The sequence below is a fragment of the Corynebacterium crudilactis genome, from assembly GCF_001643015.1.
Classification (GTDB): domain Bacteria; phylum Actinomycetota; class Actinomycetes; order Mycobacteriales; family Mycobacteriaceae; genus Corynebacterium; species Corynebacterium crudilactis.
This window is the reverse complement of sequence record NZ_CP015622.1, coordinates 850,991-877,809: the sequence shown is the minus strand read 5'-3', so window position 1 is coordinate 877,809 and position 26,819 is coordinate 850,991. Positions and strand designations below refer to the sequence as shown.

At 54.0% G+C, this 26,819-nt stretch carries 18 protein-coding genes and 1 riboswitch; of the genes, 9 read left to right on the top strand and 9 right to left on the bottom strand.

Annotation, left to right across the window (positions count from 1 at the left end; genetic code table 11):
• Positions 1-36: 36 nt before the first annotated feature.
• Positions 37-8,949 carry a type I polyketide synthase gene (locus ccrud_RS04120; RefSeq protein ID WP_066564983.1) on the bottom strand — a complete coding sequence of 2,971 codons (8,913 nt, stop codon included), beginning with the start codon at positions 8,947-8,949 and terminating at the stop codon, positions 37-39.
• A gap of 283 nt (positions 8,950-9,232) precedes the next feature.
• On the opposite strand from ccrud_RS04120, the gene ccrud_RS04115 reads away from it, so the two are divergent.
• Positions 9,233-10,075, top strand: coding sequence for a DUF1906 domain-containing protein (locus ccrud_RS04115; RefSeq protein WP_066564982.1), 843 nt, complete (start codon positions 9,233-9,235; stop codon positions 10,073-10,075).
• A gap of 1 nt (position 10,076) precedes the next feature.
• On the opposite strand, the gene ccrud_RS04110 is transcribed toward ccrud_RS04115, so the two are convergent.
• The 3 genes from ccrud_RS04110 to ccrud_RS04100 all read right to left on the bottom strand — a co-directional run bounded on the left by ccrud_RS04110 (position 10,077) and on the right by ccrud_RS04100 (position 12,908).
• On the bottom strand, positions 10,077-10,883 hold the full coding sequence (locus tag ccrud_RS04110; protein WP_425394206.1) for a hypothetical protein: 807 nt from the start codon (positions 10,881-10,883) through the stop codon (positions 10,077-10,079).
• Positions 10,884-10,964: 81 nt separating this feature from the next.
• Entirely contained in the window at positions 10,965-12,620 is a 1,656-nt protein-coding gene (locus ccrud_RS04105; protein WP_066564980.1) for a solute symporter family protein, read from the bottom strand.
• Between the two features lie 6 nt (positions 12,621-12,626).
• Complete coding sequence (locus tag ccrud_RS04100; RefSeq protein WP_066564979.1) at positions 12,627-12,908, bottom strand: DUF485 domain-containing protein; 282 nt, start codon at positions 12,906-12,908, stop codon at positions 12,627-12,629.
• A 634-nt stretch (positions 12,909-13,542) separates the two neighbouring features.
• Between ccrud_RS04100 and ccrud_RS04095 the strand changes: the two genes are divergently transcribed.
• Entirely contained in the window at positions 13,543-14,985 is a 1,443-nt protein-coding gene (locus ccrud_RS04095) for an acetyl-coenzyme A carboxylase carboxyl transferase subunits beta/alpha (RefSeq protein ID WP_066564978.1), read from the top strand.
• 3 nt (positions 14,986-14,988) lie between these two features.
• On the opposite strand, the gene fkpA is transcribed toward ccrud_RS04095, so the two are convergent.
• On the bottom strand, positions 14,989-15,345 hold the full coding sequence (gene fkpA / locus ccrud_RS04090; RefSeq protein ID WP_066564977.1) for an FKBP-type peptidyl-prolyl cis-trans isomerase FkpA: 357 nt from the start codon (positions 15,343-15,345) through the stop codon (positions 14,989-14,991).
• A gap of 125 nt (positions 15,346-15,470) precedes the next feature.
• Positions 15,471-16,766 (bottom strand): citrate synthase, encoded by a 1,296-nt coding sequence (locus tag ccrud_RS04085; RefSeq protein ID WP_074025403.1) that lies wholly within the window; start codon positions 16,764-16,766, stop codon positions 15,471-15,473.
• 732 nt (positions 16,767-17,498) lie between these two features.
• On the opposite strand from ccrud_RS04085, the gene serC reads away from it, so the two are divergent.
• From serC to ccrud_RS04070, 3 genes are all read left to right on the top strand, one after another.
• Positions 17,499-18,629, top strand: a complete 1,131-nt coding sequence (gene serC / locus ccrud_RS04080) for a phosphoserine transaminase (protein ID WP_066564976.1) — start codon at positions 17,499-17,501, stop codon at positions 18,627-18,629.
• 97 nt (positions 18,630-18,726) lie between these two features.
• Complete coding sequence (gene sepH / locus ccrud_RS04075) at positions 18,727-19,674, top strand: septation protein SepH (RefSeq protein WP_066564975.1); 948 nt, start codon at positions 18,727-18,729, stop codon at positions 19,672-19,674.
• A 9-nt stretch (positions 19,675-19,683) separates the two neighbouring features.
• Complete coding sequence (locus tag ccrud_RS04070; protein WP_066564974.1) at positions 19,684-20,556, top strand: DUF6928 family protein; 873 nt, start codon at positions 19,684-19,686, stop codon at positions 20,554-20,556.
• Here the strand turns inward: ccrud_RS04070 and ccrud_RS04065 are convergent.
• Complete coding sequence (locus tag ccrud_RS04065; protein WP_066564973.1) at positions 20,553-21,386, bottom strand: TrmH family RNA methyltransferase; 834 nt, start codon at positions 21,384-21,386, stop codon at positions 20,553-20,555. The two genes, ccrud_RS04070 and ccrud_RS04065, sit on opposite strands and share 4 nt — an antisense overlap.
• Positions 21,386-22,846 carry an NCS2 family permease gene (locus ccrud_RS04060; RefSeq protein ID WP_066564972.1) on the bottom strand — a complete coding sequence of 487 codons (1,461 nt, stop codon included), beginning with the start codon at positions 22,844-22,846 and terminating at the stop codon, positions 21,386-21,388. Before ccrud_RS04060 ends, ccrud_RS04065 begins: the two co-directional genes overlap by 1 nt.
• 334 nt (positions 22,847-23,180) lie before the next feature.
• On the opposite strand from ccrud_RS04060, the gene ccrud_RS04055 reads away from it, so the two are divergent.
• Genes ccrud_RS04055 through ccrud_RS04045 form a run of 3 tightly spaced genes read left to right on the top strand, consistent with a single transcriptional unit; the run spans position 23,181 to position 25,233 of the window.
• Positions 23,181-23,882, top strand: a complete 702-nt coding sequence (locus tag ccrud_RS04055) for an aminotransferase class IV (RefSeq protein ID WP_066564971.1) — start codon at positions 23,181-23,183, stop codon at positions 23,880-23,882.
• A 26-nt stretch (positions 23,883-23,908) separates the two neighbouring features.
• Positions 23,909-24,685, top strand: coding sequence for a glutaminyl-peptide cyclotransferase (locus ccrud_RS04050; protein WP_066564970.1), 777 nt, complete (start codon positions 23,909-23,911; stop codon positions 24,683-24,685).
• A gap of 11 nt (positions 24,686-24,696) precedes the next feature.
• Positions 24,697-25,233, top strand: coding sequence for a DUF2771 domain-containing protein (locus tag ccrud_RS04045; RefSeq protein WP_066564969.1), 537 nt, complete (start codon positions 24,697-24,699; stop codon positions 25,231-25,233).
• Between the two features lie 60 nt (positions 25,234-25,293).
• On the opposite strand, the gene ccrud_RS04040 is transcribed toward ccrud_RS04045, so the two are convergent.
• Positions 25,294-25,677 carry a cold-shock protein gene (locus ccrud_RS04040; RefSeq protein ID WP_066564968.1) on the bottom strand — a complete coding sequence of 128 codons (384 nt, stop codon included), beginning with the start codon at positions 25,675-25,677 and terminating at the stop codon, positions 25,294-25,296.
• A gap of 353 nt (positions 25,678-26,030) precedes the next feature.
• Positions 26,031-26,215: riboswitch (cyclic di-AMP (ydaO/yuaA leader) on the top strand.
• 9 nt (positions 26,216-26,224) lie between these two features.
• Between ccrud_RS04040 and rpf1 the strand changes: the two genes are divergently transcribed.
• On the top strand, positions 26,225-26,800 hold the full coding sequence (gene rpf1, locus ccrud_RS04035) for a resuscitation-promoting factor Rpf1 (protein ID WP_066564967.1): 576 nt from the start codon (positions 26,225-26,227) through the stop codon (positions 26,798-26,800).
• Positions 26,801-26,819 lie beyond the last annotated feature (19 nt).

The window sequence follows — 26,819 nt, the reverse complement described above, 5'->3', positions numbered from 1 at the left end:
TATTTGGGAGGGCAATTTTTTTCAAGCTATGAAGCTTTAGCTCTGGTAAGTGCCGTCAGCACTGAGGCGAGCGTCAGCGTCGATAAGCAGGTTGATCTCTGCCTGGTGAGCGCCGTGCTCTGGCAGGCGACGTCCGTCGATCTGCTCGAACAGTGGTGCTCGGCCAACCATGCCAGCTTCCAGACGGTTTGCACCGGTGCGCAGGCGCTGGGTTGCGCGTGTACGCCATGCATCAACGTCGAGGCCTGCATTACGCATTGCCTGCTCGAAGATACCGCTGGTTGCGAGAACGACGACTGCTGCCACGTGGCCGAAGCCGAGGGAAGTCAGTACGCCAGCCTTGATGGAGCCTGCACCGAGGTCGAGTGGCTTACGCAGCCAAACGAAGTTCTCGCCCTTTGCTTCCATCTCTGGGTCAACACAGTCAAGGGATGCGTTCTGTGGCAGCTTGCCGGTTTCCAGAATGGAGACAAGTCCACCGATCTGGAAGAGCGCTGCGCCACCCTTTGAGTGTCCGGTCAAAGACTTCTGGGAGACGATGAACATTGGGTTGTCGGTCTCGCGGCCAATGGTCTTCCACAGCAGGTTGTGCAGCTCAGACTCGTTTGGATCGTTAGCGTTGGTGGAGGTGTCGTGCTTGGACACTACGCGAACATCATCTGGAGTCAGACCCAGGTTAGTCAGCTCGCGAGCCAAGACGGACTTCTTACCACCGCGTGCGGCACCCAGTGCGCCAAGTCCTGGTGCTGGGATGGAGGTGTGAGCACCATCGGCGTAGGACTGTGCGTGTGCAACAACTGCCAGAACTGGAAGTCCCAGTTCCGCAGCAACGGATGCGCGAGCCAGGAGAACAGTACCGCCACCTGCTGCTTCAAGGAAGCCTGCGCGACGACGATCGTTTGCGCGGGAGATGAAGCGAGGGTCGATGCCCTTGTCCAGCATTGCCTGAGTATCAGCAGTAGCGTTCATGTCGCCGAAGCCGGTCAGGGATTCAACCTGGATGTCATCGATACCACCGGCGACAACGAAATCAGCCTTGTGCAGACGGATCTTGTCTACGCCTTCTTCCACGGAAACAGCTGCGGTTGCACATGCTGCCACTGGGTGGATCATCTGGCCGTAGCCACCGACGTAGGACTGCATGGTGTGTGCAGCCACAACGTTTGGCAGGGTCTCCTGGAGGATGTCGGATGGACGATCCTGGCCGAGGAAGCGGTTCACGAACAGCTTGCGCAGGGACTGCATGCCGCCGATGCCGGTGCCCTGGGTGGAGGACACATCAGCTGGGTGGATGGACTGTAGAAGTTCTGCTGGGCTGAAGCCGGAGGACAGGAATGCGTCCACGGCAGTGACCAGGTTCCATGCTGCGATGTTGTCGAGCGCATCGATCATGGAGGCTGGGATGCCCCACTTGGCTGGGTCGAAATCGGTTGGCAGCTGGCCGGCAACAGAGCGGGTCAGGGTTGCCTTGCGTGGCACGAAGGAGGTGGAGCCCTTCTTCTTGGTCACGATCCATTCGCCGTCAACTTCTTCAACGGTCACGCTTGCATCTGCATCAACGTAGGACTGTGCATCTTCTGCAGAGGTAACGGTGAAGGAGATATCGCGATCAAGGAAGACTTCTGCTGCGTCAAGGGATCCGCCATCGACGAGGAATGCGTCGTCGACAAGCTCACGGACGCCACAGCGTGCAATGACTTCATCGCGGAAGCGCTCGTAGATTTCCTCTTCAGGAACCTCGGTGCCATCAGCGTCGTACCAAGCTGGCTTTGGATCTTCGCTCCAGGAGATAAGACCCATCATCCATGCGAGCTCAAGCACGCCAGCGGCGGTGAGATCGACGGAGCCATCGCGTTGGATGCCGTACTCAGCTTCGAAGCGGGTACGTCCGGAGCCCCATGAGGAAACTTCGCCTACACCAACGACAACAACCATGTCTTCGATATCGGTCTTGACATCGCCGACTGGAGCGCCAACTGCCTGTTCAGGGTGCTTCGGTGAAGGAAGCGCCTTGATGGTGTCCGCTACTGCAGAGGTGGTCTCTGCTGCATCGTTCTCCAGGGAAGCTGCCAGTGCTGCGATGGAAACGCCACCGGAAAGTCCACCGGTCAGATCATAATCGATCGGTGCTTCCAGAGCCTTCACGCGGGATTCTGCAGATGCAAGTCCCAGCAGTTCAGAAGAGATCTCTTCAGGGGTGTATACGTGGATGCCGAGCTTTTCAGCTGCTGGGATCAGCACGTCGTTGCGGCCCATGAGGCCGGTTCCTGCAACCCAACCAATGCGAGCCTGTGCGAGGGAAACGAACTGTGGCCAGCCGGTCTCTGAACCCCACTTGGCAAGGATTGCGTCGAATGCAGCCTTGACTTCGCCGTAAGCGCCATCGCCACCGAACATGCCGCGGTTCGGGGAACCTGGCAGCACGATGTGAACGCGACCGTCAACACCACGGGAAGACAGATCTGCCAGACCTGCGATGGTGCGTTCCACGGACCAGAGCAGCAAACGTGCCTGGTTTTCCGCCTGTGGGCCTGCATCCGCCAAGGTGCCGGAGACAGAAGGTGCTGCGAATGGGTACGCAAGGGTTGGAGTGAGAGCTGGCTTGGTCACGGTGACGGTGCTGCCAACGGTGACGCGCTGCTCGTTGCCGATCCAATCGATGACTGCATCGACATCGCGGTAGGAGGACATGTTCGCAGGAACGATCCACAGCTTTGCGTTAGGGGATGCATTTTCAGCGTAGAGCTTGCGTGCATATTCCTTACGTGCCTGGGACACATTCGATGCGGTCATGATGACAGTCGCGCCCTGGGACAGCAGGCGAGCTGCAACAGCACCGGCGATGGACTCAGGAGCTGCACCGGTAACCAGCGCAACATCGTCTGCGTGGATTTCGGTAGCTGGCTTCGCAGCTACATCCGCGACCTGCTTCAAGGTTGCAGCGAGGTCGGCGTCTTCAACGTGGTCAGCCCACCAAGCAGCTTGCTTAACGACGGTCTCCCCCGTTCCAGCAAAGCGCTCGACGGCAATATCCTCGCCGTTGGCCAGACGTGCCAGATCTTCACGAGCAGAAGCCCAACGGTCATCGAACAAGATGGCACGATCAGCGGAGAATACTGGAGTGACCAGCTTCAACCAACCGGTGCCAAGCTCTGCTTCGACAGCGTCGTAGAGTTCGGTATCGATCTCTGCGCCTTCGACGTCATTCTTGGTATCTAGACCAAGCTGGCTCAGGATGCCACGAGCAACATTTGCTAGGACACCTTCTTCACCGGTGACAGTGGAGGCATAAGCATCAAGTGCTGCAGAGTCAACAACTCCGCCACCTGCGGCTGCGCCACCGGAAGACATAGAGACGTTGGTGCCATTGGCTGCTGCAACGTTCTGCACGGCGCCGTCGATAAGCGCATCGACATCGCCCTTGCTGGACGCGTTGGCAGGCAGGCTGCCGAGGTTGCCACCGCGGACGGACTCGCCTTCGCGGGTGCCGAGCAGCAATTCAACCTCAACGTGTGCGATCCAGCTTTCTGGAAGACCCCAGGTGCCGGTGACACGATCGCCGATGTAGGAGGTCTTTAGACCTGCTGCACCAGTCAGTGCTCGCAGACGTGCTCGCACGGACTCGGACAGAACTGGTCCGAAAGGCTTGTAGCCAGGAGCTGCAGTAACAACGCGTCCCTGCAGGGTAGCCACGTCAGCGTCTGCTGCACCGTCAATGGTTGGGACGGAAAGCTCGGTGGACATGTCCATGAGCATCTGGTTACGGCGAGAAGAAACACCGTTGGTCAGAGTTTCAGAGGTATCTGCTGCGGTGATCTGATCAATGTTGATCTTGTTCTGTACCGCGAAGAGAACCATGATGGCGTTAGCAGCGTTGAACTTCAGTTCAGGTGCGTTGCCAACTGGTGCAGGCGCTGCCGCTGGAGCTGCTGCAACTGGTGCCGCCGCAGCTGGCTCAGGAGTAGCTGCTGGTGCTGCTGCAGATTCTGCTGGTGCGTCTTCTTCAACCTCAGCAACTGGTGCCTGGCGAACATCGTTGAGCATAACGGTGTCTTGATCGCGCTCAACGTTGAATACTGGGCGGGACTGACCGATGACATCCATGGTGCGCAGTGCCAGGTTGGTCAGGGTTGGCGATGCTGCCAAGCCGACCTCGATGATCTGATCGACAGAGTCGATGACCAATGCCTGGGTTTCAATCCAACGCACAGGAGAAGCGAACTGCCAAGACAGCAACTCGATGAGCAGCAGGCGTGCCAGGGTGTTCTCATCAGTGTTGTCTACCTTGACGTCCTTCAGACGCTCAGATGGAACCACTGCGAGGATGGAATCCACGAAGTCCTGGGTGAGCTCGAATGGGCGAGCAACCAGGTTTGGAATGTAGCGGCCGCGGAGTGCATCGATATCGATGATCTCTGGAAGCAGCTCATCCAGCTTGTCTGCGAAAGCAGGAACGCCTGGGCGCAGCACGCTGGAGTGGAATGGCACGTCAATGCCTGGGATGTTCACGTATGCACGTGGGTTTGCAGATGCGGAAGCCTTGAGAGCCTTCAGGCCCTTCAAAGTACCTGCGACTGCGTACTGCTGGCCGTCAACGTTGTAGTTAACGATCTGCAGGAATTCGCCGGATTCAGCAGCGACACGGTCAACCCAGTTCTCTACCTCAGTGGCTTCGACGTTGATCATGTTCGGACGGAATGCTGCCAGGCCGTAGTTGGAACGACCCTTCTCATCGCGAGGGACCAGGGAGTGCATTGCAGAGCCACGGGAGAACACGACATCGATGACACCTTCGAGTTCGAAGATGTTGCCAAGGGATGCCAGTGCGGTGTACTCGCCGAGGGAGTGTCCTGCGTAGAGGGAGCCCTCGACAATTGCGTTTGCAGCCTCAAGACGTGCGGTCTGAGCATAAGCAACCACAGCGAGTGCCACCTGGGTGAACTGGGTGAGGTTCAGTACGCCTGCTGGGTGCACGAAGGTGGTCTCGCCGACCTTGAGCTCCACTGGGTTTTCATCAATAACCTGCTGGATGGAGAAACCAAGGTTAGCACGGGTGTGTGCATCTGCACGCTCCCAGACTGCACGTGCCTCAGCGCTTGCAGTGCGATCGCCCTGGCCCATGCCCTGAGCCTGGATGCCCTGGCCTGGGTACACATAAGCGGTGGAAGGAGCCTTCAGCAGCGCCTGACCGCGGGAGACAACATTGCCATCAATGCGGCAGGTGACCTCGTATGCAGGCTTCAGACCTGCACGGCCAATGCGCTCGACGGTGATATCCACAACATCGTTGAGCTGAACCATTCCGTACATGGAGTAGGTCCAACCGATGACCTCAGAACCGACGCCAGCAAGGTGCTGTGCAGTGGCGGACAGCCACATGCCGTGCACAAGTGCTGCGTCCAGGCCGACAAGCTTTGCAGCGTTGTCAGAGGTGTGAATTGGGTTGTAGTCGCCGGAAACCATGGCGAATGGGGTCATATCTGCAGGTGCAGAAACAGTTGCCTGGCGAACGAAGGAACGTGGGGTTGCCTCGATAACTTCATCGCGTGCGCCATAAGCATCTGCAGGTGCAGCCATCTCGTTGGTGGTGATGCGTCCACGGATTGCGAAACGGGTAACCAGCTTCGCAGCTACTTCGCCTTCGGTGGTCAACACGATACGAACGGTAACAATGCGTCCGGATGCGGACTCTTCGATGGAATCGGTGCGTGCTTCCACGTCGATGGTGCGGCCATTAGCCAGCTCCTCGAGTGGGATACGCAGATCCAAGAGGTGATCCAGGTGGACAGCGTTGAGCAGGCCTTCGATGACTGGGTAGCCATCGCTGAGGGTACCGGTGCCCAGTGCAGCGTAAATTGCTGGCCAGCAAGCGCCCATGAGGACGTCAGGGGTGCCAAGGTTGTGCTCTTCCAGTGCTGCGCCACTGACTGCGGTGTGCGCGGTCAGCAGGGATGCAGGGAAGGTGAAGGAATCGCGGACAGTGCCAAATGGGGTGCCATCCTGGACTGCCTCTGGAAGTGCCTTGATCTCATCGCCTGCAGCGGAGACAGAACCAACACCGGCAACGCCTGCAAGCAGTGCGAAGACAGACTCAGGCAGCTTCTCGCGGGAAACTACTGGAGAGCCACCAGTTGCCACAGCATCGCCGAGTTCAACTGGGATATCAACCTGCTGCACCAAGTATGGGCGCTGCTCTACTGGGATTTCATCGAAGTAGGAATCAGCGAGGATGCGAATGATCCAGTAGCCGTCCTTTTCGATGAGCTCGAAAGCACCTTCGTTAAGGACGTGAGCTGGGTTGTCGATCAGGTTGCCGTGCCACACGATGTGTGGAGTAGCAAGCAGGAATTCGCGCTCGTCCTTGGACTCGTTGAGGCGAGCGAAGATTGCTTCTGCATCACCATCAAGAGCTTCAGTACATGCAGCTTCGAAGCGGCCGAGCAGTTCTGCAACTGGCTCATCAACACGGTCGATGCCCGCAACGGACACTGGTCCTGGGATAACGCGAACGGAGCTTGCAGCGTAGCGCTCGTTCTGGGACTGCCACAGGGTGTCAAGACCCCACCAGCGAGCCAGGTCTGCATCAATTGCAGGTACCCACGGCATTGGCTTGTGATGCTTACGGCACAGACCAATAAACCACGCAGCATCGCGCGCGGAAACCTTGATCTCGCGGGCTTGTGGGTAGGCAGCAAGAAGCTTTTCGACGGCTTCCTCTTCGTTTGCTACAGATGCAAGATCTGGGAACAGCGTGGTGATAGCACCGTGCTCAGCATTGTTGAGGCGAGCCTCGATGCGGTGAACCAAGTCGAGGAAACGATCATCCCAGGTTGGATCCTGAGTTGGGTATGCAAGTTCAACCCAGCGCTCGATCCACTCTGCGTAGGTCATTTCTTCGACCTCGCCGTAGAAAGGCTTAGCGGTCTTGTTGATAGCCTCGATCAGTTCTTCGCGGTGATCTGCGTAATCATCAGAATCGATGGAAGAGATCAGACGGGAAGCTGCAGCGGAATCATTGTCCATCTCGTACATGTCAGCATGTAGGTGAGACAGACCAGAGGTCACGCCACCGCGGGCATCGCCACGGCCAACCCAGCCGCCAGCATCCTGAGGATCCACACCTGGGGTATCCACAAGAGCCTGCTTGACCTGAGGTGAGGTGGTTGCTTCCTTGGTTGCCATTGCAGCAGTACCAACAAGGATGCCGTCCACAGGCATTGCTGGGAAGCCCAGATCCTTAGCCCATTCACCGGTCAGGTAGTAAGCAGCCTTAGCAGGGGTGCCAATGCCGCCACCGATCATGACGATAACGTTCTTGCGTGCACGCAGTTCTGCATAGGTGGTCAGCAGCAGATCGTCCAGGTTGACCCAAGAGTGGTGTCCACCTGCGTGGCCATCTTCGATCTGGATGATGATCTTGGTCTGAGTGTTTGCATCAGCAATCTTCAGGGTTGCACGGATCTGGTCCACGGTGCCTGGCTTGAATGCAATGTATGGGAAGCCATCTGCATTGAGATCGCGGATCAGCTCGGTTGCTTCTTCTACCTCTGGGATACCAGCGGAGACGACAACACCGTTGATGGAAGTACCGGTTGCACGTGCCTTAGAAACGATGCGCTGTGCACCGAACTGAAGGTTCCACATGTAACGGTCGAAGAACATGGAGTTGAACTGTGCGGAACGTCCAACGTTCAGCAAGGAAACAAGCTTTTCCTTGTTCTTGGTGAAGACCTCTTCGGAGTACTGTCCGCCACCGGCCATTTCCGCCCAGTATCCAGCGTTCGCAGCAGCTGCAACGATTTCAGGATCCACGGTGGTTGGGGTCATACCAGCCAGCACGATTGGGGAATAACCAGTCAGGCGGGAGAATCCGGTCAGAACCTTGAGCTCGCCGGTAGGAAGCTTAACTAGCTTAGGAGCGAACTCCGACCAGTCTTCTGCGGTCGGGACCTGGAAACCTGGGCGAGCCAAGTTATCGCGCTCTGCAGCAGAAAATGCTGGGACGAGGGAAACTCCACGGCCATCAAGCAAAGGAGCAGTGAAGCGGCTAACGCCAGCGTCAAGGGAGAGAACATAATCTGCCTTGAGGTTTGCGATCTGCTCAACCCAGTCACCTGAGTTGACCAAAATTGCATCAGCAAGTGCGCGAGCATCTACGTTAAGACCACACGTGGTGGACCATTCCACAGCCAGGTCGGCTGCTTCCTGCATGGAGGAATGGTGGAATGGGATAGCAACGTCCAAGTAATCAAACTTAGGCTCTGCCAGGGATCCACCCTTGCGCTTTTCATTGATGTCTTCGTTGTAAGCATCAGCTGCGTGCTGAAGTGCAGCAGCAGCCTTTTTCAGTGCTTCTGGCTTACCGGAAACAACGAAGTGTGCGCGAGCATTGCGCAGGGAAACCTCTACCCCATCGACACCAGCGATGGTGGCTTCGATGATGTCGCGGGAAAGTCCACGAACAGAGAGCATGTGTGCACCCTTGCCAGCGAACTGGGATGCAGCCGCGCCGAGCAGGATAGCGAAAGCTAGAACGTCTTCTTCATTGTCTACTGCTTCAACGCCCAAAATGCCCTGGGAGTGCCCAAGGCGAGTAGCGGCGGTGACATCAAGTCCAAGGTCGCGCAGCTGACGAGTAGCGGCGATCTGTCCAAGCAGGATGCCTGGGATGGATACTGCTGGCTGAGCATCGATATCTGCACCGATTTGTGCATCTTCACGAGTAAGTTCCTCAAGGCGTGCAAGGGAACCAGGCACGATGGAGGTGATTTGGCGTGCAAAAGGCGCAGTCTTTGCACGTGAGCGAGACAAAAGCTCACGCAAATGCGTAGCGGTGATGTGGTCTTCGCTGGAATCAGCGATCACCTGCTGCCAGGCGGAAGCCTGACCGGCGTACAGAATTGCTGGTTCTTTGAAAGAATGCAGCGGTGTCAGTGAAGAAATACTCACGAAATAAAGCTCCTAAGTCTTGGAATGGGTTCATAGGACCCATGACCACTTACGAATGCGTAGGTTACGTGAGCGTAGCCGAAATAGATGACTAAACCCTCATGTTTTTCTGGCAATTTCTTGTTTTTGCAGGAAACAAACCTTTCACCGTGAGCAACATCACAAGATAACGGTGTCGCTACAGGTCGAAAAATCCCACCCCTAGCCCTTTTAAATGAGTGTTGTTATTGTTAACCACTGTTACTGGTGGGATTAATACTTATTTTTGGGAGAACTTTTGGACATGCAAATAAACCGCCGAGGCTTCTTAAAAGCCACCGCAGGACTTGCCACTATCGGCGCTGCCAGCATGTTTATGCCAAAGGCCAACGCCCTTGGAGCAATCAAGGGCACCGTCATCGACTACGCAGCAGGCGTCCCCAGCGCAGCATCCATTAAAAATGCAGGGCACCTTGGAGCTGTCCGTTACGTGTCACAGCGACGCCCCGGCACTGAATCCTGGATGATCGGCAAGCCAGTCACACTGGCAGAAACCCGAGCTTTTGAACAAAACGGCCTCAAAACCGCATCCGTCTATCAATACGGAAAGGAAGAGACCGCCGATTGGAAGAACGGCGCCGCAGGAGCGGCAACCCATGCTCCACAGGCAATTGCGCTTCACGTGGCAGCTGGTGGCCCTAAAAATCGCCCCATCTACGTGGCGATCGACGACAACCCAAGCTGGTCTGAATACACCAATCAGATTCGCCCCTACCTCCAGGCATTCAATGTTGCGCTGTCTGCTGCCGGCTACCAGTTAGGTGTCTACGGCAACTACAACGTCATTGATTGGGCTATCGCCGACGGCCTTGGAGAATTCTTCTGGATGCACAACTGGGGATCAGAAGGAAAGATCCACCCACGCACCACCATCCACCAGATCCGCACTGATACGGACACCCTCGACGGAGTCGGCATCGACATGAACAATGTCTATGCAGACGACTGGGGTCAGTGGACCCCAGGCAATGCGGTTGACAATGTCATCCCCACCATCCCCGGAAACTCCAACACAGGAACTGACACCGGAATTGATGCTGACACCATCAACCAAGTAATCAAGATTCTTGGCACCCTATCTAGCTAAACTAGCCGTGCTGACTCACAACCTCACCCAATTGGTTTTCCACCAATTGGGTGAGGTCTTCTTTTGACCCCGTCACGGCAGCTGCGACAACGTAGTCTTCACCAAAGGTTACAGAGGAGTGCAGCATGAGATCATCGGACCATCCCCATTTGGACCCTTCCGCCCCATCAAGCACCGCTGTCCCCCAGTCTTGCGGATAACCGTCAGCAGCAATCGGATTAGCGTCACGCATTGCTTCTAGAATTGGCGATTCCGGTTCCTCAGTAAGAAGTGTCGCGATGAATTTCACGAGATCATAGGTGGAAGTCACTGAGTATCCCCAGTGCGCATCCCCTTTAGTGGATAATAGGCCGAATTCATCAGCAATTTCCTCAATGGAATCCGGATAAGTTTCATAAAGAATCTCTGCAGAAACATCAGAGGAATCTCGGATCATTTCTAAAGCAAGCTTTTTTTCATTGGCGGTGCCGTTTTCTAAGACGTACTCCGCTATATAGAGCTTCGATAGACTCAGCGCTGGTCGCGCAAACCGCTCTGTTGAAGTTCCAGTGTGGAATCCATCTTCAAGGCTCATAAATGACACCTGGGAGCCCGTGGAGTTCTCAATAAACTCAGCGAACGGACTATCTTCTAGCGCCATCGTTGGACGAGGCGCAGAAGTAGTCGATGTAGTTGCCTGAGCCGGAGGAACAGCAGAAGAATTGTCATTGTTTGGGGCAACGACAAAGACTCCGCCTGTGATAACCGCTCCGAGCAGCAGGATCGTGGACACCCGCCATCCCGGGTGAACCTTCAAAGTTCTTGACACGTCCACTAATAGTACTGCATAAGAAAACCGCCTACCCTCTAGCTCGAGAATAGGCGGTTAGCTTAAAAATATGGGTGAATCTTAGTGATCGACAGCCTTCTCGACGCCGACGCCGGTGAGGGAACGAACTTCCATTTCCGCTGCAAGATCATCCATGTTGTCTGGCTTACCAACCATAGTGCCAATCCAACCAGCAAGGAATGCCAATGGGATAGAAACGAGGCCTGGGTTCTTCAGTGGGAAGATAGCCCAGTCAGCGCCTGGAACCATGGCTCCTGGGTTACCGGAGACTGCTGGAGACAGGAAGATCAGAAGCAGTGCAGAGATCAAGCCGGTGTAGATAGCGGCAACTGCACCAGTGGTGTTGAACTTCTTCCAGTACAGGGAGTACAGGATGGTAGGCAGGTTGGCAGATGCAGCAACTGCGAAGGCCAGAGCCACCAGGAAGGCAACGTTCTGGGTCATAGCAAGAATACCCAGGACAATGGAGATCAGGCCGATGACGATAACGGTGATGCGGGAAACGCGAACCTGCTCAGCCTCAGTGGACTCGCCGTTGCGGATAACAGCGTTGTAGATATCGTGGCCGACAGCTGCAGAAGCGGTGATAGCAAGACCTGCAACCACGGCAAGAACAGTAGCGAAAGCAACTGCGGAGATCAGCGCCATGAAGATGGAGCCGCCGAGCTCGAAAGCAAGCAGAGGAGCTGCAGCGTTAGCTGCACCTGGAGCCGCGAGGATACGGTCTGGACCAACCAGTGCCGCTGCACCGTAACCGAGGATCAGGGTCATCAGGTAGAAAGCACCAATGAGGATAATTGCCCAGGTAACGGACTTACGTGCTTCACGTGCGGTTGGCACGGTGTAGAAGCGCATGAGAACGTGTGGCAGACCAGCGGTACCAAGAACCAGGGCGATAGCCAAGGAGATGAAGTCCAGCTGGGTGGTCAGGGTTGCACCGTACTGCAGGCCAGGCTCAAGGATCTGAGTTGCTTCGTAGCCCTTATCGATCAGGTTCTGGGAGCCAGCGTGGGTTTCCACAGCCGCATCCAGCAGGGTGCTCATACCACCAGAGACCTTGATGAAGGTCAGGACAGTCATGATGCCAACGCCGCCGACAAGCAGAACAGCCTTGATCATCTGGACATAAGTGGTGCCCTTCATGCCACCGAGAAGAACGTAGGCGATCATGACGATACCAACGATGCCGACGACAAGCGCCTGCCACTTGAACTCGTGGATGTTAAGCAGAACGGACACGAGGGAACCCGCACCGGCCATCTGCGCGATGAGGTAAAACAAGGTCACAGCGAGGGTACCGCAGGCTGCAGCAACGCGAACTGGCTTCTGACGCAGGCGGAAGGACAGCACGTCCGCCATGGTGAAGCGGCCAACGTTACGCAGTGGCTCAGCAACGAGAAGCAGAGCTACCAGCCATGCAACGAAGAAGCCGATGGAGTACAAGAATCCGTCATAACCATTCAGTGCAATCGCACCGACAATGCCGAGGAATGATGCCGCAGACAGGTAGTCACCGGCAATGGCGAGACCGTTCTGAGTACCGGAGAAGGAAGCACCACCGGTGTAGAAGTCAGTGGATTCGCTGGTGGTCTTACCAACGCGAAGCACCACAGTCATGGTGACAAGAATAAAGACAACGAAGACAGCGATATTAAGAATCGGGTTACCGACGCCCTCGTGGACAGTGTCCTGCGCGAGGAGAATAGTGGAATTCATGGGTGTTTAACCTTCCATCTTCTTACGAATAGCAACCTGACGTGGTTCCAGGTTCTTGTTCGCAAATATGATGTAAATATAGGTAATTGCAAATGTGGTAACGAACTGAAGTAGGCCAAAGATCAGGCCAATGTTGATGGTTCCAAATACTGGGGTAGCCATCCACTCTGATGCGAAAGTCGCAACCAGAACGTAGACGATGTACCACACGAAGAAGGCAACAGTCATAGGGAAGGCAAAGGAACGGAATTTGCTACGGAGTTCTCCGAATTCCGGACTTGCTTGCATTTCCCGGAATTCTTGAGCTGTCGGCTGTCGACGCCCCTGGGTAGTAGGTTCTGCACTCACTGGAAATTCATCTCGCTTTCATATCCCTCGAGCAGGGAGTTGGTAACCGGTTACATAAGGAAGTGCCGGCTTCCCTGGCAACCGAATGTTCTGCACAACATCTCGCCGACGACCGCGAAGTATGTTGTCGATCACAGCTAAACGTGTGAATGTGAAGTTACCTAACTCACATTGCAATGCGATAGCGATTAGAAAAACTCTCTCCCCCCAATATCTTAAAATCTGCCAAGAAACCATCTATATACTGCATTTATAAAAGTTCCCGATCTACCCCCTCAATCCCATCAACTACCCCTTTTGCAAAGATTGCAAATAGCTAACTGCAATAGTTAACGGGCTTCACAGACCGCCATTTACTCCAACTTTGCGCTATCTTCGGAACTTTTGGGCTTTTCTACTTTCATACCCCAAAACATCTGCCACAGATCCGCTACGCAATCGATAACCTAAACGATCGATATCGCATCATCTGAAAGTGCGAGATAATGGATAAGAAAGTTCAATAAAACACCTTGGTTTCTGGCTACCACACACAAACATCCATTACCCAAGTTTTCGAACTATGGTGTGAGCCATGGCATATACTTCAGCTCTCTCACTCATTGATACCGTCCTTGATTCTGACAGCTTTGCTTCCTGGGATACACCACCCCGATACGGAAATATTGATCCGAAGTATGCCGAAACTCTTGCCAAAGCTCGGAGTAAATCTGAATGCAATGAATCAATCATCACCGGCGAAGGCACCGTAGACGGCATTGCGGTAGCCGTTATTTTGTCCGATTTTTCCTTCCTCGGCGGATCTTTGGGCACCGTGGCCTCCATGCGCATTATGAACGCAATTCACCGCGCAACTGAAAGAAAAATGCCGCTGCTCGTCTCTCCGGCTTCGGGAGGTGCGCGCATGCAGGAAGATAATCGTGCTTTTGTCATAATGGTCTCCATTACTGCCGCTGTGCAGCGTCACCGCGAAGCTCATTTGCCGTTCTTGGTGTATCTACGCAACCCAACAATGGGTGGAGCGATGGCATCTTGGGGCTCTTCAGGACATATCACTTTTGCCGAACCCGGCGCGCAAATCGGCTTTTTAGGCCCTCGCGTAGTGGAGTTAAGCACTGGAAAGCCGCTGCCGGAGGGCGTGCAGCAGGCGGAAAATTTGGTGGCACGTGGCGTCATTGATGGGATAGTGTCTCCAATGCAATTACGCGCAGCGGTATCTAAGACTGTGAAGGTTCTTCAGCCAGCTGTACTTGGAGCACACTTCCCCACCACTGCACCAGGTAGTGGGCTGCCGGTAATGGAGGCGATTGCCCGTTCTAGAGATCCACGCAGACCTGGTATCGGGGAGATTATAGAAACATTGGGGGAAGACGTCGTAAAGCTCTCTGGCGCGCGTCGTGGCACCGCAATGCGCGCTGTCCGGGTTGGTTTAGCGCGGCTTGCTGGGCGCCCAGTGGTATTGATCGGGCAGGATCGCCACTTTGCTCTAGGGCCGCAGGATTTAAGCTTTGCCCGGCGCGGTATTTCCCTGGCGCGTGAGCTCAATCTGCCCATCGTATCCATCATCGATACTTCTGGGGCGGAGCTGTCGCAGGATGCCGAGGAGCTCGGCATTGCAAGCTCGATTGCGCGTACCCTAGCCAAGCTTATCGACGCTCCCCTGCCCACCGTGTCGGTCATTCTTGGGCAGGGCGTTGGCGGTGGTGCGCTGGCTATGCTGCCCGCAGACAAGGTCTATGCGGCCGAAAATGCATGGCTTTCCGCGCTTCCCCCGGAAGGCGCTTCTGCCATTTTATTCCGCAGCACCGATCATGCTGCGGAAATCATGGAGCGACAAGGCGTGCAAGCGCAAACGCTTTTATCGCAGGGGCTTATCGACGGCATCATCTCTGAAGCTGTCCCCTTTGTGGAGGAAGTACTTGGCACCATCAGCAACGCCCTCTCCGAATTGGCTAGCAATCCAGAGAGGGCGGGACGTGAAAGTCGCTTTAAACGCTTTGAACGTTTAGCTCGATAAAGCTTAAGCGCTGATCAGATCAATGATGAAGACCAAGGTACGGCCGGACAGTGGATGGCCGGATCCTTCTGGGCCATAAGCAGCCTCTGGAGGAATGGTCAGCTGACGGCGTCCGCCAACCTTCATGCCTGGGATTCCTTCTTGCCAACCTGCAATGAGGCCGTTGAGAGGGAACTGGCTGGTCTCTCCACGATCCCAGGAAGAGTCAAATTCTTCACCAGTTTCGAAATCAGCGCCCACATAATGGACCTCAACTTCTCCGCCTGGGCGTGCTTCTGCACCTTCACCGACGATGATGTCCAGGATTACGAGATCTTCTGGCGCTGAACCGACCTGTTGCTCAATCTGTGGCTTTTCCATGTGCTGTACATGCTCCTTGAAAATCGTATTTTTTGGTTTCACGCAAAAACGGCCGAAACCATCTCTGCCATTATGGCAGACTTAGTGGCTTCGACCGAAGTTGAACAACGAAATGTTGTTATATTTTAGCGCTCTTCGCGTGGCACAAACTTACGCGCAACTTCGCCGGTGTAGACCTGGCGAGGGCGGTTGATCTTTGCACCTGGTGCGCCGAGCTGCTCGCGGTAGTGAGCGATCCAGCCTGGAAGACGACCGATTGCGAACAATACGGTGAAGAAGTCGGTTGGGAAGCCCATTGCGCGGTAGATCAGGCCGGTGTAGAAGTCTACGTTCGGGTAGAGCTTGCGGGAGATGAAGTAATCATCAGCCAGTGCAATCTCTTCCAGCTTGATAGCCAGATCCAGAAGATCGTCGCCACCGAGGTGCTCAAGAACCTCGTGTGCAAGATCCTTAACGATAGCCGCACGTGGGTCGTAGTTCTTGTAGACGCGGTGTCCGAAGCCCATGAGGCGGACGCCGTCTTCCTTGTTCTTGACCTTGTTCATGAACTCGGTTGCGTCGCCATCGTGGTTGTTCTTGATGTCTTCGAGCATCTCGAGAACAGCCTGGTTTGCGCCACCGTGCAATGGACCGGACAGTGCGTTGATGCCACCAGCAATAGAGACAAACATGTTTGCCTGTGCAGAACCGATCATACGAACGGTGGAGGTGGAGCAGTTCTGCTCGTGGTCAGCGTGCAGAATAAGCAGCTTGTCCAGAGCCTTAACCATAATTGGGTCAACTTCGTATGCCTCGGTTGGGTAACCGAACATCATGCGCAGGAAGTTCTCGCGCGCATTCAGGGAGTTGTCTGGGTACATATAAGGCGCGCCCTTGCGTGCACGGTGTGCGTACGCAGCCAGCATTGGAACCTTAGCCATCAGGCGAACGGTTGCCTTGTGCAGCTGTGCCTCATCCAGTGGGTTCAGCTGATCCTGGTAGTAGGTAGACAAAATGTTTACTGAGGAAGCCAGGGTTGCCATTGGGTGAGCATCGCGTGGGAACACGTTGAACTGGGACTTGAAGTCCTCGTCCAGAAGGGTGTGGTGACGAATCTCATCGTTAAACTTGTGGAGCTCTTCTGGGGTAGGTAGCTCACCGTTGATAAGTAGGTAGGACACCTCGTTGAAGGTGGCGTTTTCAGCCAGATCAGCGATGTCATAGCCGCGGTAACGCAGGATTCCTTCATCGCCATCGATGTAGGTGATCTTCGACTCGGTAGAGCCGGTGCTCACATAGCCTGGATCAAAAGTGATCAGTCCGGTTTCGGACAGCATCTTGCCCAGGACAACACCGTTGTTACCCTCAGAGGCCTCGATGAGGTCCATTTCGAACTCGCCACCGGGGTAGTGCAGGACAGCCTTGTTGTTATCAGTAGCCACGATATCCCTTTCAAACTTATTTGTTCGGAAAAACTCTTCCGGATTACGGAAGTAGTCCCGTTAATATTCTTACCAACTGGGATGCGCCGATCGCATGTCAGTTTTAACTTCTCGACACATTTCTTTCCCAATTAGGTCCGGTTAACACGCTATACCGATAAATGCAGTTTAGCCATATCCGACGTGAGAGCCATTTCCCCCACATTCACGTTGGTCACATCATTCGGTGGCCACCCACAGCCACCGTAATCAGTAGATGCGGTCACGCCTAAAGAACTCTGTTGAATGTGCCGATGCGCTGCTATTTAGTTCTATACCCAACCAGACATGATTTGACCCCACCTGAGGGTGAAAATACCGCCGGTTAAGCCAATAAAAATCCCACGAATAGTGGAGCAGTGCACAGTTTAGCAAAGTTTGTGATGCACACGACAAGCGCGGGTGGGTGGCACACCTTCCCACGTAAACACCCACTCCATAACGCAACCTCAGGGGATATTAACAATCATGAAACTGAAAACTTTGCAAAACTTTAAACCACCCCCATATTGGTGACTGGTCAACTATTTTCACCTATCCCCTCATGCAGCTCCAACGATAAAGCCAATAATTTTCGTTCCTTACAGAAACTGGGGTGATAGGAACTAACAGCATCAGGGTTATAGTTGTTGGGTCAGATCGTTAAAGATCCCTGGCCCTTTTACTTCCAAGCGCAGAAAGTTGCCCGAAGACATGACCGACTTCCCCACCCTGCCCGCTGAATTCCTCCCTACCGACGGCCGCTTCGGCTGTGGACCTTCCAAGGTTCGTCCGGAACAGATTCAGGCTATTGTCGACGGATCAGCTTCCGTCATCGGCACCTCACACCGCCAGCCGGCAGTAAAAAATGTCGTGGGATCAATCCGCGAAGGTCTCTCCGACCTCTTCTCCCTGCCAGAAGGCTACGAGATTATCCTATCCCTCGGCGGCGCTACCGCATTCTGGGATGCTGCAACCTTCGGACTCATCGAGAAGAAGTCCGGCCACCTTTCCTTTGGTGAGTTCTCCTCCAAGTTCGCTAAGGCTTCCAAGCTTGCACCTTGGCTAGATGAACCAGAGATCGTTACCGCAGCAACCGGCGACGCTCCAGCACCACAAGCTTTCGAAGGCGCCGATGTTATTGCATGGGCACACAACGAAACCTCCACCGGCGCAATGGTTCCAGTCCTGCGCCCAGAAGGTTCTGAAGGCTCCCTGGTTGCCATCGACGCAACCTCCGGCGCTGGCGGACTTCCTGTAGACATCACCAACTCCGATGTTTACTACTTCTCCCCACAGAAGTGCTTCGCTTCCGATGGTGGCCTCTGGCTTGCAGCTATGAGCCCAGCAGCTCTCGAGCGCATCGAGAAGATCAACGCTTCCGATCGCTTCATCCCTGAGTTTCTCAACCTGCAGACCGCAGTAGATAACTCCCTGAAGAACCAGACTTACAACACCCCAGCTGTTTCCACCCTGCTAATGCTGGAGAACCAGGTCAACTGGATGAACTCCAACGGTGGCCTCGACGGAATGGTTGCTCGCACCACTGCAAGCTCCTCTGCACTGTACAACTGGGCTGAAGCGCGCGAAGAGGCTTCCCCTTACGTTGCAGACGCTGCAAAGCGCTCCCTCGTGGTTGGCACCATCGACTTTGATGATTCGATCGATGCTGCAGTGATCGCAAAGATCCTGCGCGCAAACGGCATCCTGGACACCGAGCCTTACCGCAAGCTGGGTCGCAACCAGCTGCGCATCGGCATGTTCCCAGCTATCGAATCCACCGATGTTGAGAAGCTCACCGGCGCAATCGACTTCATCCTCGATGGCGGCTTTGCTAAGAAGTAATACCCCCGCTTTAAAAAACACCCTGTACCCTTACACCGGTACAGGGTGTTTTTTGGTTAAGCTTAGGTGATCATCAACCCAGCCAGAAGGAGTCAACATGCAGGAAATATTCCTGGTCAGCGGTGATTCCACCGAATCATCCTTGGTTTTCAAGACCTCCGAGCAGGATGGCGCTGAGGAATTTTTCATTGCGGTTACAGATGAACTCCACGCCATTCTTGCAGGTAAAGCCAGAATTGAGAGCGTTCCTGCGTCTCAATCCTCTCCCAAGGAAACACCTGTCGCACTGGAACCAGTAGCTGAGCTCAAAGAACCCCGTGAGGAAAAAGAACTAGATCCCCGGATCAGTGCTCCCCTCACGATGTCCCCCCGCGAAATCCAAGTTCGGGTTCGCGCGGGTGCTTCCATTGAAGAACTCGCTGAAGAAAACGGCGTAACTGAGGCTCGCATCGAACCTTATGCCCACCCCGTATTACTAGAGCGTGCGCGCATTGCAGATCTCGCGAAACAATCACATCCCATCAGAGAAAATGGCCCTGCCAAACTCACTCTGTGGGAGATCCTTGCCACCGCTTTCGCTACCCGCGGACATGATCTCACCACTGCGACATGGGATGCCTACAAAGACGCCACAAACCAGTGGATTGTCCGGGTTGATTGGAAAGCTGGACTCAGCGATAACTACGCAGAGTGGACACTGAATATGCACAACACCAGCAATCCTACTTCAGACCCACGCACCCCAGTTGCCGCGGATCTTATCGATCCTGAGTTCATTCAGCCGATTCGTACCTTAACCTCCATTGGTTCTCCTCAAGATCGCTACGAAGACGAGACCGATATCTTTGACTCCGTCCACGAAGTTCAGGATCGCACTACTGCTGAGAAGAAAACTCCCCAGGACCCTTCCGAACTGACCAATGATGATACTCCTGAAAATAAGAATGCCGAAGGTCCACGCAATAGGCGCCGTAAAGCAGTAACTCCCCACTGGGAGGATGTTCTTTTAGGAGTTCGCGCCAATACAAAGCGCCCAAAGAAATAGGAAGTGCTGATGCCAAGTCACTTGGGAGAAAACGCGGCGATCGTAAGCATCTGGTTCGTAAGCGCATCCGACCCCCAATCCATCATCCGCTCAGAGCCTCGAGCGGATCGTGGCTATGGTCGAAAACTATTAGCTCAGCTCAACCCTTCATGGCCAATTACTCCCATTGGCCAATTCGCCCTCAATAGGTCAGTTCCAGCCAGTGCTAATGAGTTTTATATCGCAGGTTTCCCTGGTATCACCATCATTCAGACAGTGCTGGAAGATGTCACTTCTCTCTCCAAATTAAACCCACGCTTGCTACGCAGTGTGCCAGCCTCTGACGTCTATATTTTTGCAGTTAATGAGGGCACCACGTTGGGTGGTTTCGCACATATTGAAAACGGCACCATCAAACGATCTTTCATCGCCTATGAAGACCGCATCTTTGAAGATGATGGAATTCCAGGTGGTTTTGAGACACCGTATTGGGCTGGTAAAAAGGGCACTCGCAAAACTACCCTTTCTTTGCCTTTTAACCCCATCGAATTGGTTCACGAAGCACAGCGTGCGTGGCTGGGCTTTGATGCCACCACCTCCCCTGATATCAATGTCGTCGCCTACGCCATTGATGGACGCCCGGAGCCGCGCATCGCGGCACCCCGCCACATTAGCTCAGAGGAAGTGACGCGAGCGGCCGTCGAAAAGCTCGGTTTTAGAGAATCCTCGGATTATGACGACTATGAGGAATATGAGGCGCCGGATCGCGTTGTTTCTAAACGGGTAACCGAAAATGTGAAAAAAGCGGCTACCTCTGCACAAAAGATGGGTACATCTTTGTGGAGAGCCGGCCGCGAATTTGGAGCGAATATGGCGGAAAAACTCCGCCATACAGATCGTTAGGATCGTTGTGAACGATCTCGCTCGTAGAAAGCAATGGCTGCTGAGGTAGCCAGATTCAGGCTGTCAGTTCCAGGTGCCATGGGAATGCGAGCGCGAACATCGGTTGCGCGCATCGCATGTTCTGTAAGGCCTGGGCCTTCTGCGCCTACGAGCAGGGCAACTTTTTCTTTGCCTGCAAGTGCATCCTCGAGGTGTTCCGCTGCTGGATCAGGGGTCAGCGAGACCAAATGGAAACCAGCTTCTTTCAGCTGTTCCAGGCTGCGCTGCCAGGTGGTGTAGGTGCCTTCCAAATGCGCGAATGGGAGGCGCAGCACATGACCCATGGAGACGCGGACAACGCGGCGATACAAAGGATCAGCGCAGCCGTTACCAAATAGAATGGCATCCACACTCATTCCGGCGGCATTGCGGAACATGGAACCAATGTTCTCATGATCGCCAACGCCTTCCAGAACAACAACGGTGCGTGCATTTTCCAGCACTTCGGAAATCGATGCTTCTTCGGTGCGATCAGCTGTTGCGAGAAGCCCTCTGTGCATGTCAAAACCAGCAACCTCAGCGAGGAGCTCACGGGTTACTTCATACACGGGGATGCCTGCAACCAAGGCTGGATCAATGCTTTCGAAGAAGGAATCCAATTTGTTGCCAAAGCCCACGATTGCGCGCACTGGGTAACGAGATTCCAAAAGCCTGCCGACAACCAACGGGCCCTCGGCGACAACCAAACCCTTGCCGCCGGGAAGATCCGGACGAGAATCTGAATGGTTGAGGTCACGGACATCATCTAACCGTGGATCAGCAGAATCTGAAATTACGATGCGTTGGGACATTAGCTGACTGCGCCCATGATCGGATCGATGGCAAAGAAGACCACAAATAGTCCTGCAACCAGCCACATGAGCCAGTGCACTTCCTTCGCCTTGCCGGCAGCTGCAGCCATGACTGCGTACATGATGAATCCAACACCAATGCCGTTGGCGATCGAGTAGGTAAACGGCATAACCACGATGGTCAGGAAAGCTGGGAAAGCGATGTAGAACTTGGAGAAATCAATCTCGCTGACCTGCCCCATCATCATTGCACCAACCACAACGAGAACTGGTGCAGCAGCCTCGATTGGCACGATTTCGTACAGCGGGGTCAAAAACATTGCTGCGAGGAACAGGGAGCCGGTGACCACGTTGGCAAGACCGGTGCGAGCGCCATCGGCAACACCTGCAGAAGAGTCTGCGAAAACAGTGTTGGAAGAAGCGGAGAATGCGCCACCGACGATGGCACCTGCGCCTTCAACAACCAATGCCTTCTTGATATCTGGCAGGTTACCTTCTGCATCAGCCAGGTTGCCCTGCTTGCCGAGTGCAGTCATGGTGCCCATGGCATCAAAGAAGTTAGCCAACACGAGGGTAAAGACCAGCAGGGTGGCAGCGATGACGCCAATGCGACTGAATGCGCCAATCAGATCTACGGCACCAACAATGGAAAGATCTGGCATGCCACCAAAGGAGTCAGGCAGAGCAGGAACAGCCAGTGACCAGCCCTCCGCATTTGCTTCGCCGTTTTCGAAAGATGCTCCAGAGCCAAAGACTGCCTCTGCGATAATTGCCAAAATGGTGGTTCCCAGGATGCCAAGGAAAAGACCACCGCGCACTTTACGCACAACCAAAATGCCACAGAGCAAGACGCCAACCACGAACACTAAAGTTGGCCAAGAAGCGATCGATCCATCAATGCCCAGGGTTACTGGCACGGTGGTGCCGGCAGCATCAGGAATGCGGCGCACAAAACCTGCATCAACCAGGCCAATCATGGCGATGAACAAGCCAATGCCCACGCTGATCGCAGCTTTCATGGATGTAGGAATCGCACGGAATACTGCAACACGGAAGCCTGAAACCGCCAAAATGACGATGACGATACCGTCCAAAACCACAAGCCCCATCGCTTCTGGCCAAGTCAGACCTTCACCAGAGACCAGCGTGACGGCAACCATGGTGTTCAATCCAAGACCGGCAGCAATGCCAAATGGATAGCGTGCGATCAGACCAAACGCGATAGTCATAACACCAGCAGCAAGAGCTGTAGCTGCTGCAACCTGTGCGATTCCTAGAGTATTTCCCTCAACGTCAGGGGTTGTACCAAGGATCAAAGGATTAAGAATGATGATGTAGGCCATTGCAAAGAATGTGACCACACCTGCACGGATTTCTGTGCCAATGCTTGATCCACGCTCCGAGATTTTGAAATATCGGTCTAGGGCTCCCCTAGTATTCGTTGAATTCCCTGTCGTCATAGCCGGATACCTTATTTTCTATTCAAGTTGTGAGAAAGCTGAAAAACTCGTGGAAAAGTCAGCTCATTCCACTATCAAGGATTCACCTTTTAGCTGAAACCTTTAGCGCAACAGAATTTTTCCACCTGTCTAGCAGATGAGGCAAGTCCACCAGCCAAAAGTGATGAACCCACCATTTTTCCACCCCAGTGGCCTAAACCAAGTTCTTTATATGCCCACACTCTAACTCAAAGGTGCGACACCTCGAATCCTCAGTTTGATTACTCGGGTGATAACCTCAATTTAAAGGCAAGAACAATAGTTGTTACGACTTCGGAAGGTCCGGCTGCACATCGTGGTGACCACAAGTTTTCTCATGGTTGACGGTAATATCCGCAACCTCCAGGGCCACATTGATCGCCTCGAAAAGGCGGCCCCCACAGCACCGCAATTCCGCGAGCGCATCATCGCACAATTACGGGAAGCTCCAGGCAGTGTGCAGGCTTCCGTCACGATTGAAAACAATCACTATAACGTCGAGCTGCGCCCGCCTCGCAAGCTCAATGCGCACGTCACTGTCGATGCCCACGGGCACCGCGATGAACGCCGGCACCCAAATATTAAAGGCCTAGATCATGCGTGGCAGAACACCGCCACCGCAAACAGCCGCCGCCAGGGCGCAGATGATGGCTTGCTTGTCGACGAATCCGGCCAGGTGATCATGGCAATCGGCGCTTCCCTTTTGGCAATCAAGGGAGACACCGTGTTTCATTCCACACATCCCCGCTCTTTACCTTCGGTGCTAGAAGCACCTGTTGTGGAATATTTGCAGGCCCAAGGCTGCCATGCCAAGCCTCGCCCACAGGGATTTAATATCAATGATCTGCGTTCTTCCGAAGTATGGCTGGTTGATTCCCTGTCGGGAATCCGCCAAGTTGTCGCTTGGGTGGAATACGGCTCCAAGTTCCCAGTGTCAGAAATACGTCCAGTTGCATCATTCGTACCGACTTTTTCCGAAGTCAATGACCACCTCTGGAAGAACGCACAACAAATCTAAAAGGCTGCACTGTTATTGTCGAAACTGTGAAAAAGCTTGCTACTTTAACCCTCCTCTCCAGCGCTGCGCTCTCTTCCTGTACTGCTCCCGATACTGCATCTGATGCGGCAGTCGAACGGCTAGTCCCAGAAATTATTTCCACTCATGCTTTTGATGCCACGTCCTTTACTCAAGGATTAGAGCTAGATGGCGATGAGCTCATTATCGGAACTGGACAATACGGTGGCTCGCGCATCTACCGCAGTTCCATCGATGGCCAAGAAACCACCTCTCGACCGCTTGATCCAGAGTTTTTCGGAGAGGGCATCACAAAACACAATGCTGTGGTGTGGCAATTGACCTGGAATGAAGGCATTGCTTTCAAACGCGATGCACAGACTCTAGAAGAATTAGATCGGGTCAGCTACGAAGGTGAAGGCTGGGGCATCTGCTCTACTCAAGATTCCCTTATTACTTCAGATGGCAGTTCCACCTTGACGTTTAGAGATCCGGAAACATTTGCAGAAACCGGATCTGTCGAAGTCACTCTTGAAGGCACACCGGTACAGGCCTTGAATGAACTCGAATGCGTAGATGATGCAGTCTACGCAAATATTTTCCTCGAAACAGACATCATGCGTATCGACCCCTCACGGGGAGAAGTCACCGCAGTGATTGATGCCTCAGGAATTGATAATAATGCTGCCCCGGATACAAATAATGTGCTCAACGGTATTGCGCATATCCCAGATTCGGATCGTTTTTATATCACCGGCAAGCGTTGGCCAGACCTCTATGAGGTCAGATTCGTTCCGGCTGACTAGACTCAAGACTCATGGCAAGCCGGAAGACCAAGCGTAAAAATCTCATTCAGATTCTCAGCCTCATTGTTGCAGTGGTGTTGGTGGTGATTGTCTCGGTGATGTTCCAGCAATGGTGGAACAATCGCCCCGAGCCGCTCCCCCAGAACATCTCCATCGCAGCAAGTGCTCCAGCTGGTGAAGTGGAGGTGTTCCCTTTCAGCTTGTGCGAGCCAGGCGTGGAATGTGAAGAGAACGACATACCTACGCTTGACGTCGGTGCTGATGAAGAACTGCATTTAAGCATTCCGGAAACAATCCACGATCATGATTGGTATCTGCTGACGATCTACGATGACCCTACAGCCAATGATGAGTTCTATCACACCAGCTATGACGCTACCGAAGCTACTGTGCCCGGATCAGTTGATCCAACCCAGGAAGGTGGGGAACGTCCTCGTCTAGTAGTCGTGGAGATTTCTTCTGTGATGATTGGTCAAGATGAAAATGGTGAAGAAGCTCCCTACACCGTGACGTGGTCTCTATCAACGATGAGTGAACCTGAAAACTAGTCACTTAGACAAATAGTTAAGGAGAGGATCCGAATATGGTGGATCCTCTCCTTAACTGTTTTAGGATTCGAGCTCTTTCGCAACAACGCGAAGAATTTCTGCTACCTGTGCTCCAGATTTATGTTCTGGGTATTGCCCATTAGCTAGCCCCGGTTGCACACCGCTTTCAAGAAGCGTGATGAGGTCCGAGATCATTCCATTGAGCTCTTCTGGCTTGTATTTACGCTGTGGACGCCTGCGTGGAGTTTCAAGAACCCTCACTCGAAGTGCTTGGGGGCCTTTACGGCCTGCAACAAAATCAAAATCGATCCGTTGTCCCTTGCTTAATTCGGTGACTCCTTTGGGAAGAACTTGCTTGCCAACGAAGCAATCTTCACCACCTGGATTGGAGACAAAGCCGAAACCACGCTCTGCGTCGTACCACTTAACCGTTCCGACAGGCACTTGTCCTCACCACTTTCATTCGCTGATTTGGATCAATCACTAGTTTTTGACCAGAAGAGGTTATTATACACCGCGAACATCGCTGCTAAAACTTGTCGGAAAGTTACATCACAACGCCAAATATACCAAAATGTAACACAAATCACACCCGCAAATTCCGCCGGGGTGACCTGCGATTTTAGTGGTAGCACAAGTTGGGATTCATATAGATTTCATAAATAACGTGACACAATCGTGACCTTCGAGTTACCGTGTACCTCAGGCACCGCAACAGTTCATCCATATATCCGGCTCATCGCCAAACCCTGTCTGGGGTCGGAGGCAGAACAACCCGCTTGGTGCATTGAACTTAAAAACCACAAACACCCGCACTTGTGCGGGACATATTGCAGACAGGGACGGGGAAACCACCCGCCATCTTTTAGTTAAGAAGGCACGGAGGCCAACTCCTTGGGGTGAAGCCAGGAATCCACTGGCAGAGCAACTCCTCACGCTCTAACCCGACAGCTAACCTCGACGGCGACAAATGAGAGGAAACTTTTTCATCATGGGACGTCACTCAGTTAAGACCAGCTCAGCACTAACCAAGATCGCAGCTTCCACCATCGCTTTCGGTGCTGCTGCAACCATCATGGCTCCTTCCGCCTCCGCTGCACCAGATTCCGATTGGGATCGCCTGGCGCAGTGCGAGTCCGGTGGAAACTGGGCAATCAACACGGGCAACGGCTACCACGGTGGATTGCAGTTCTCCGCTGGCACCTGGGCTGCCTACGGTGGACAGGAATTCGCTACTTACGCTTACCAGGCAACCCGCGCCCAGCAGATCGCTGTTGCAGAGCGCACCTTGGCTGGCCAGGGCTGGGGCGCATGGCCTGCGTGCTCCGCTAGCCTTGGACTGAACTCAGCTCCAACCCAGCGTAATCTTTCCGCACCAGCTCCAGCATCTGCTGCTCCAGCTGCCCCTGTCGCGGCATACAATGCTCCAGCAGCCAACATTGCTATCGGCTCCACCGATCTGGAGACCATCAACGCTACCTACGGTGCAGTCACCGGTACCTTGTCTCAGTACGGCATTGCAGTCCCAGCTGAAGTTGAGGCTTATTACAACTCCATCGTTGGTTAAGCACTAGCTACAACGCAAA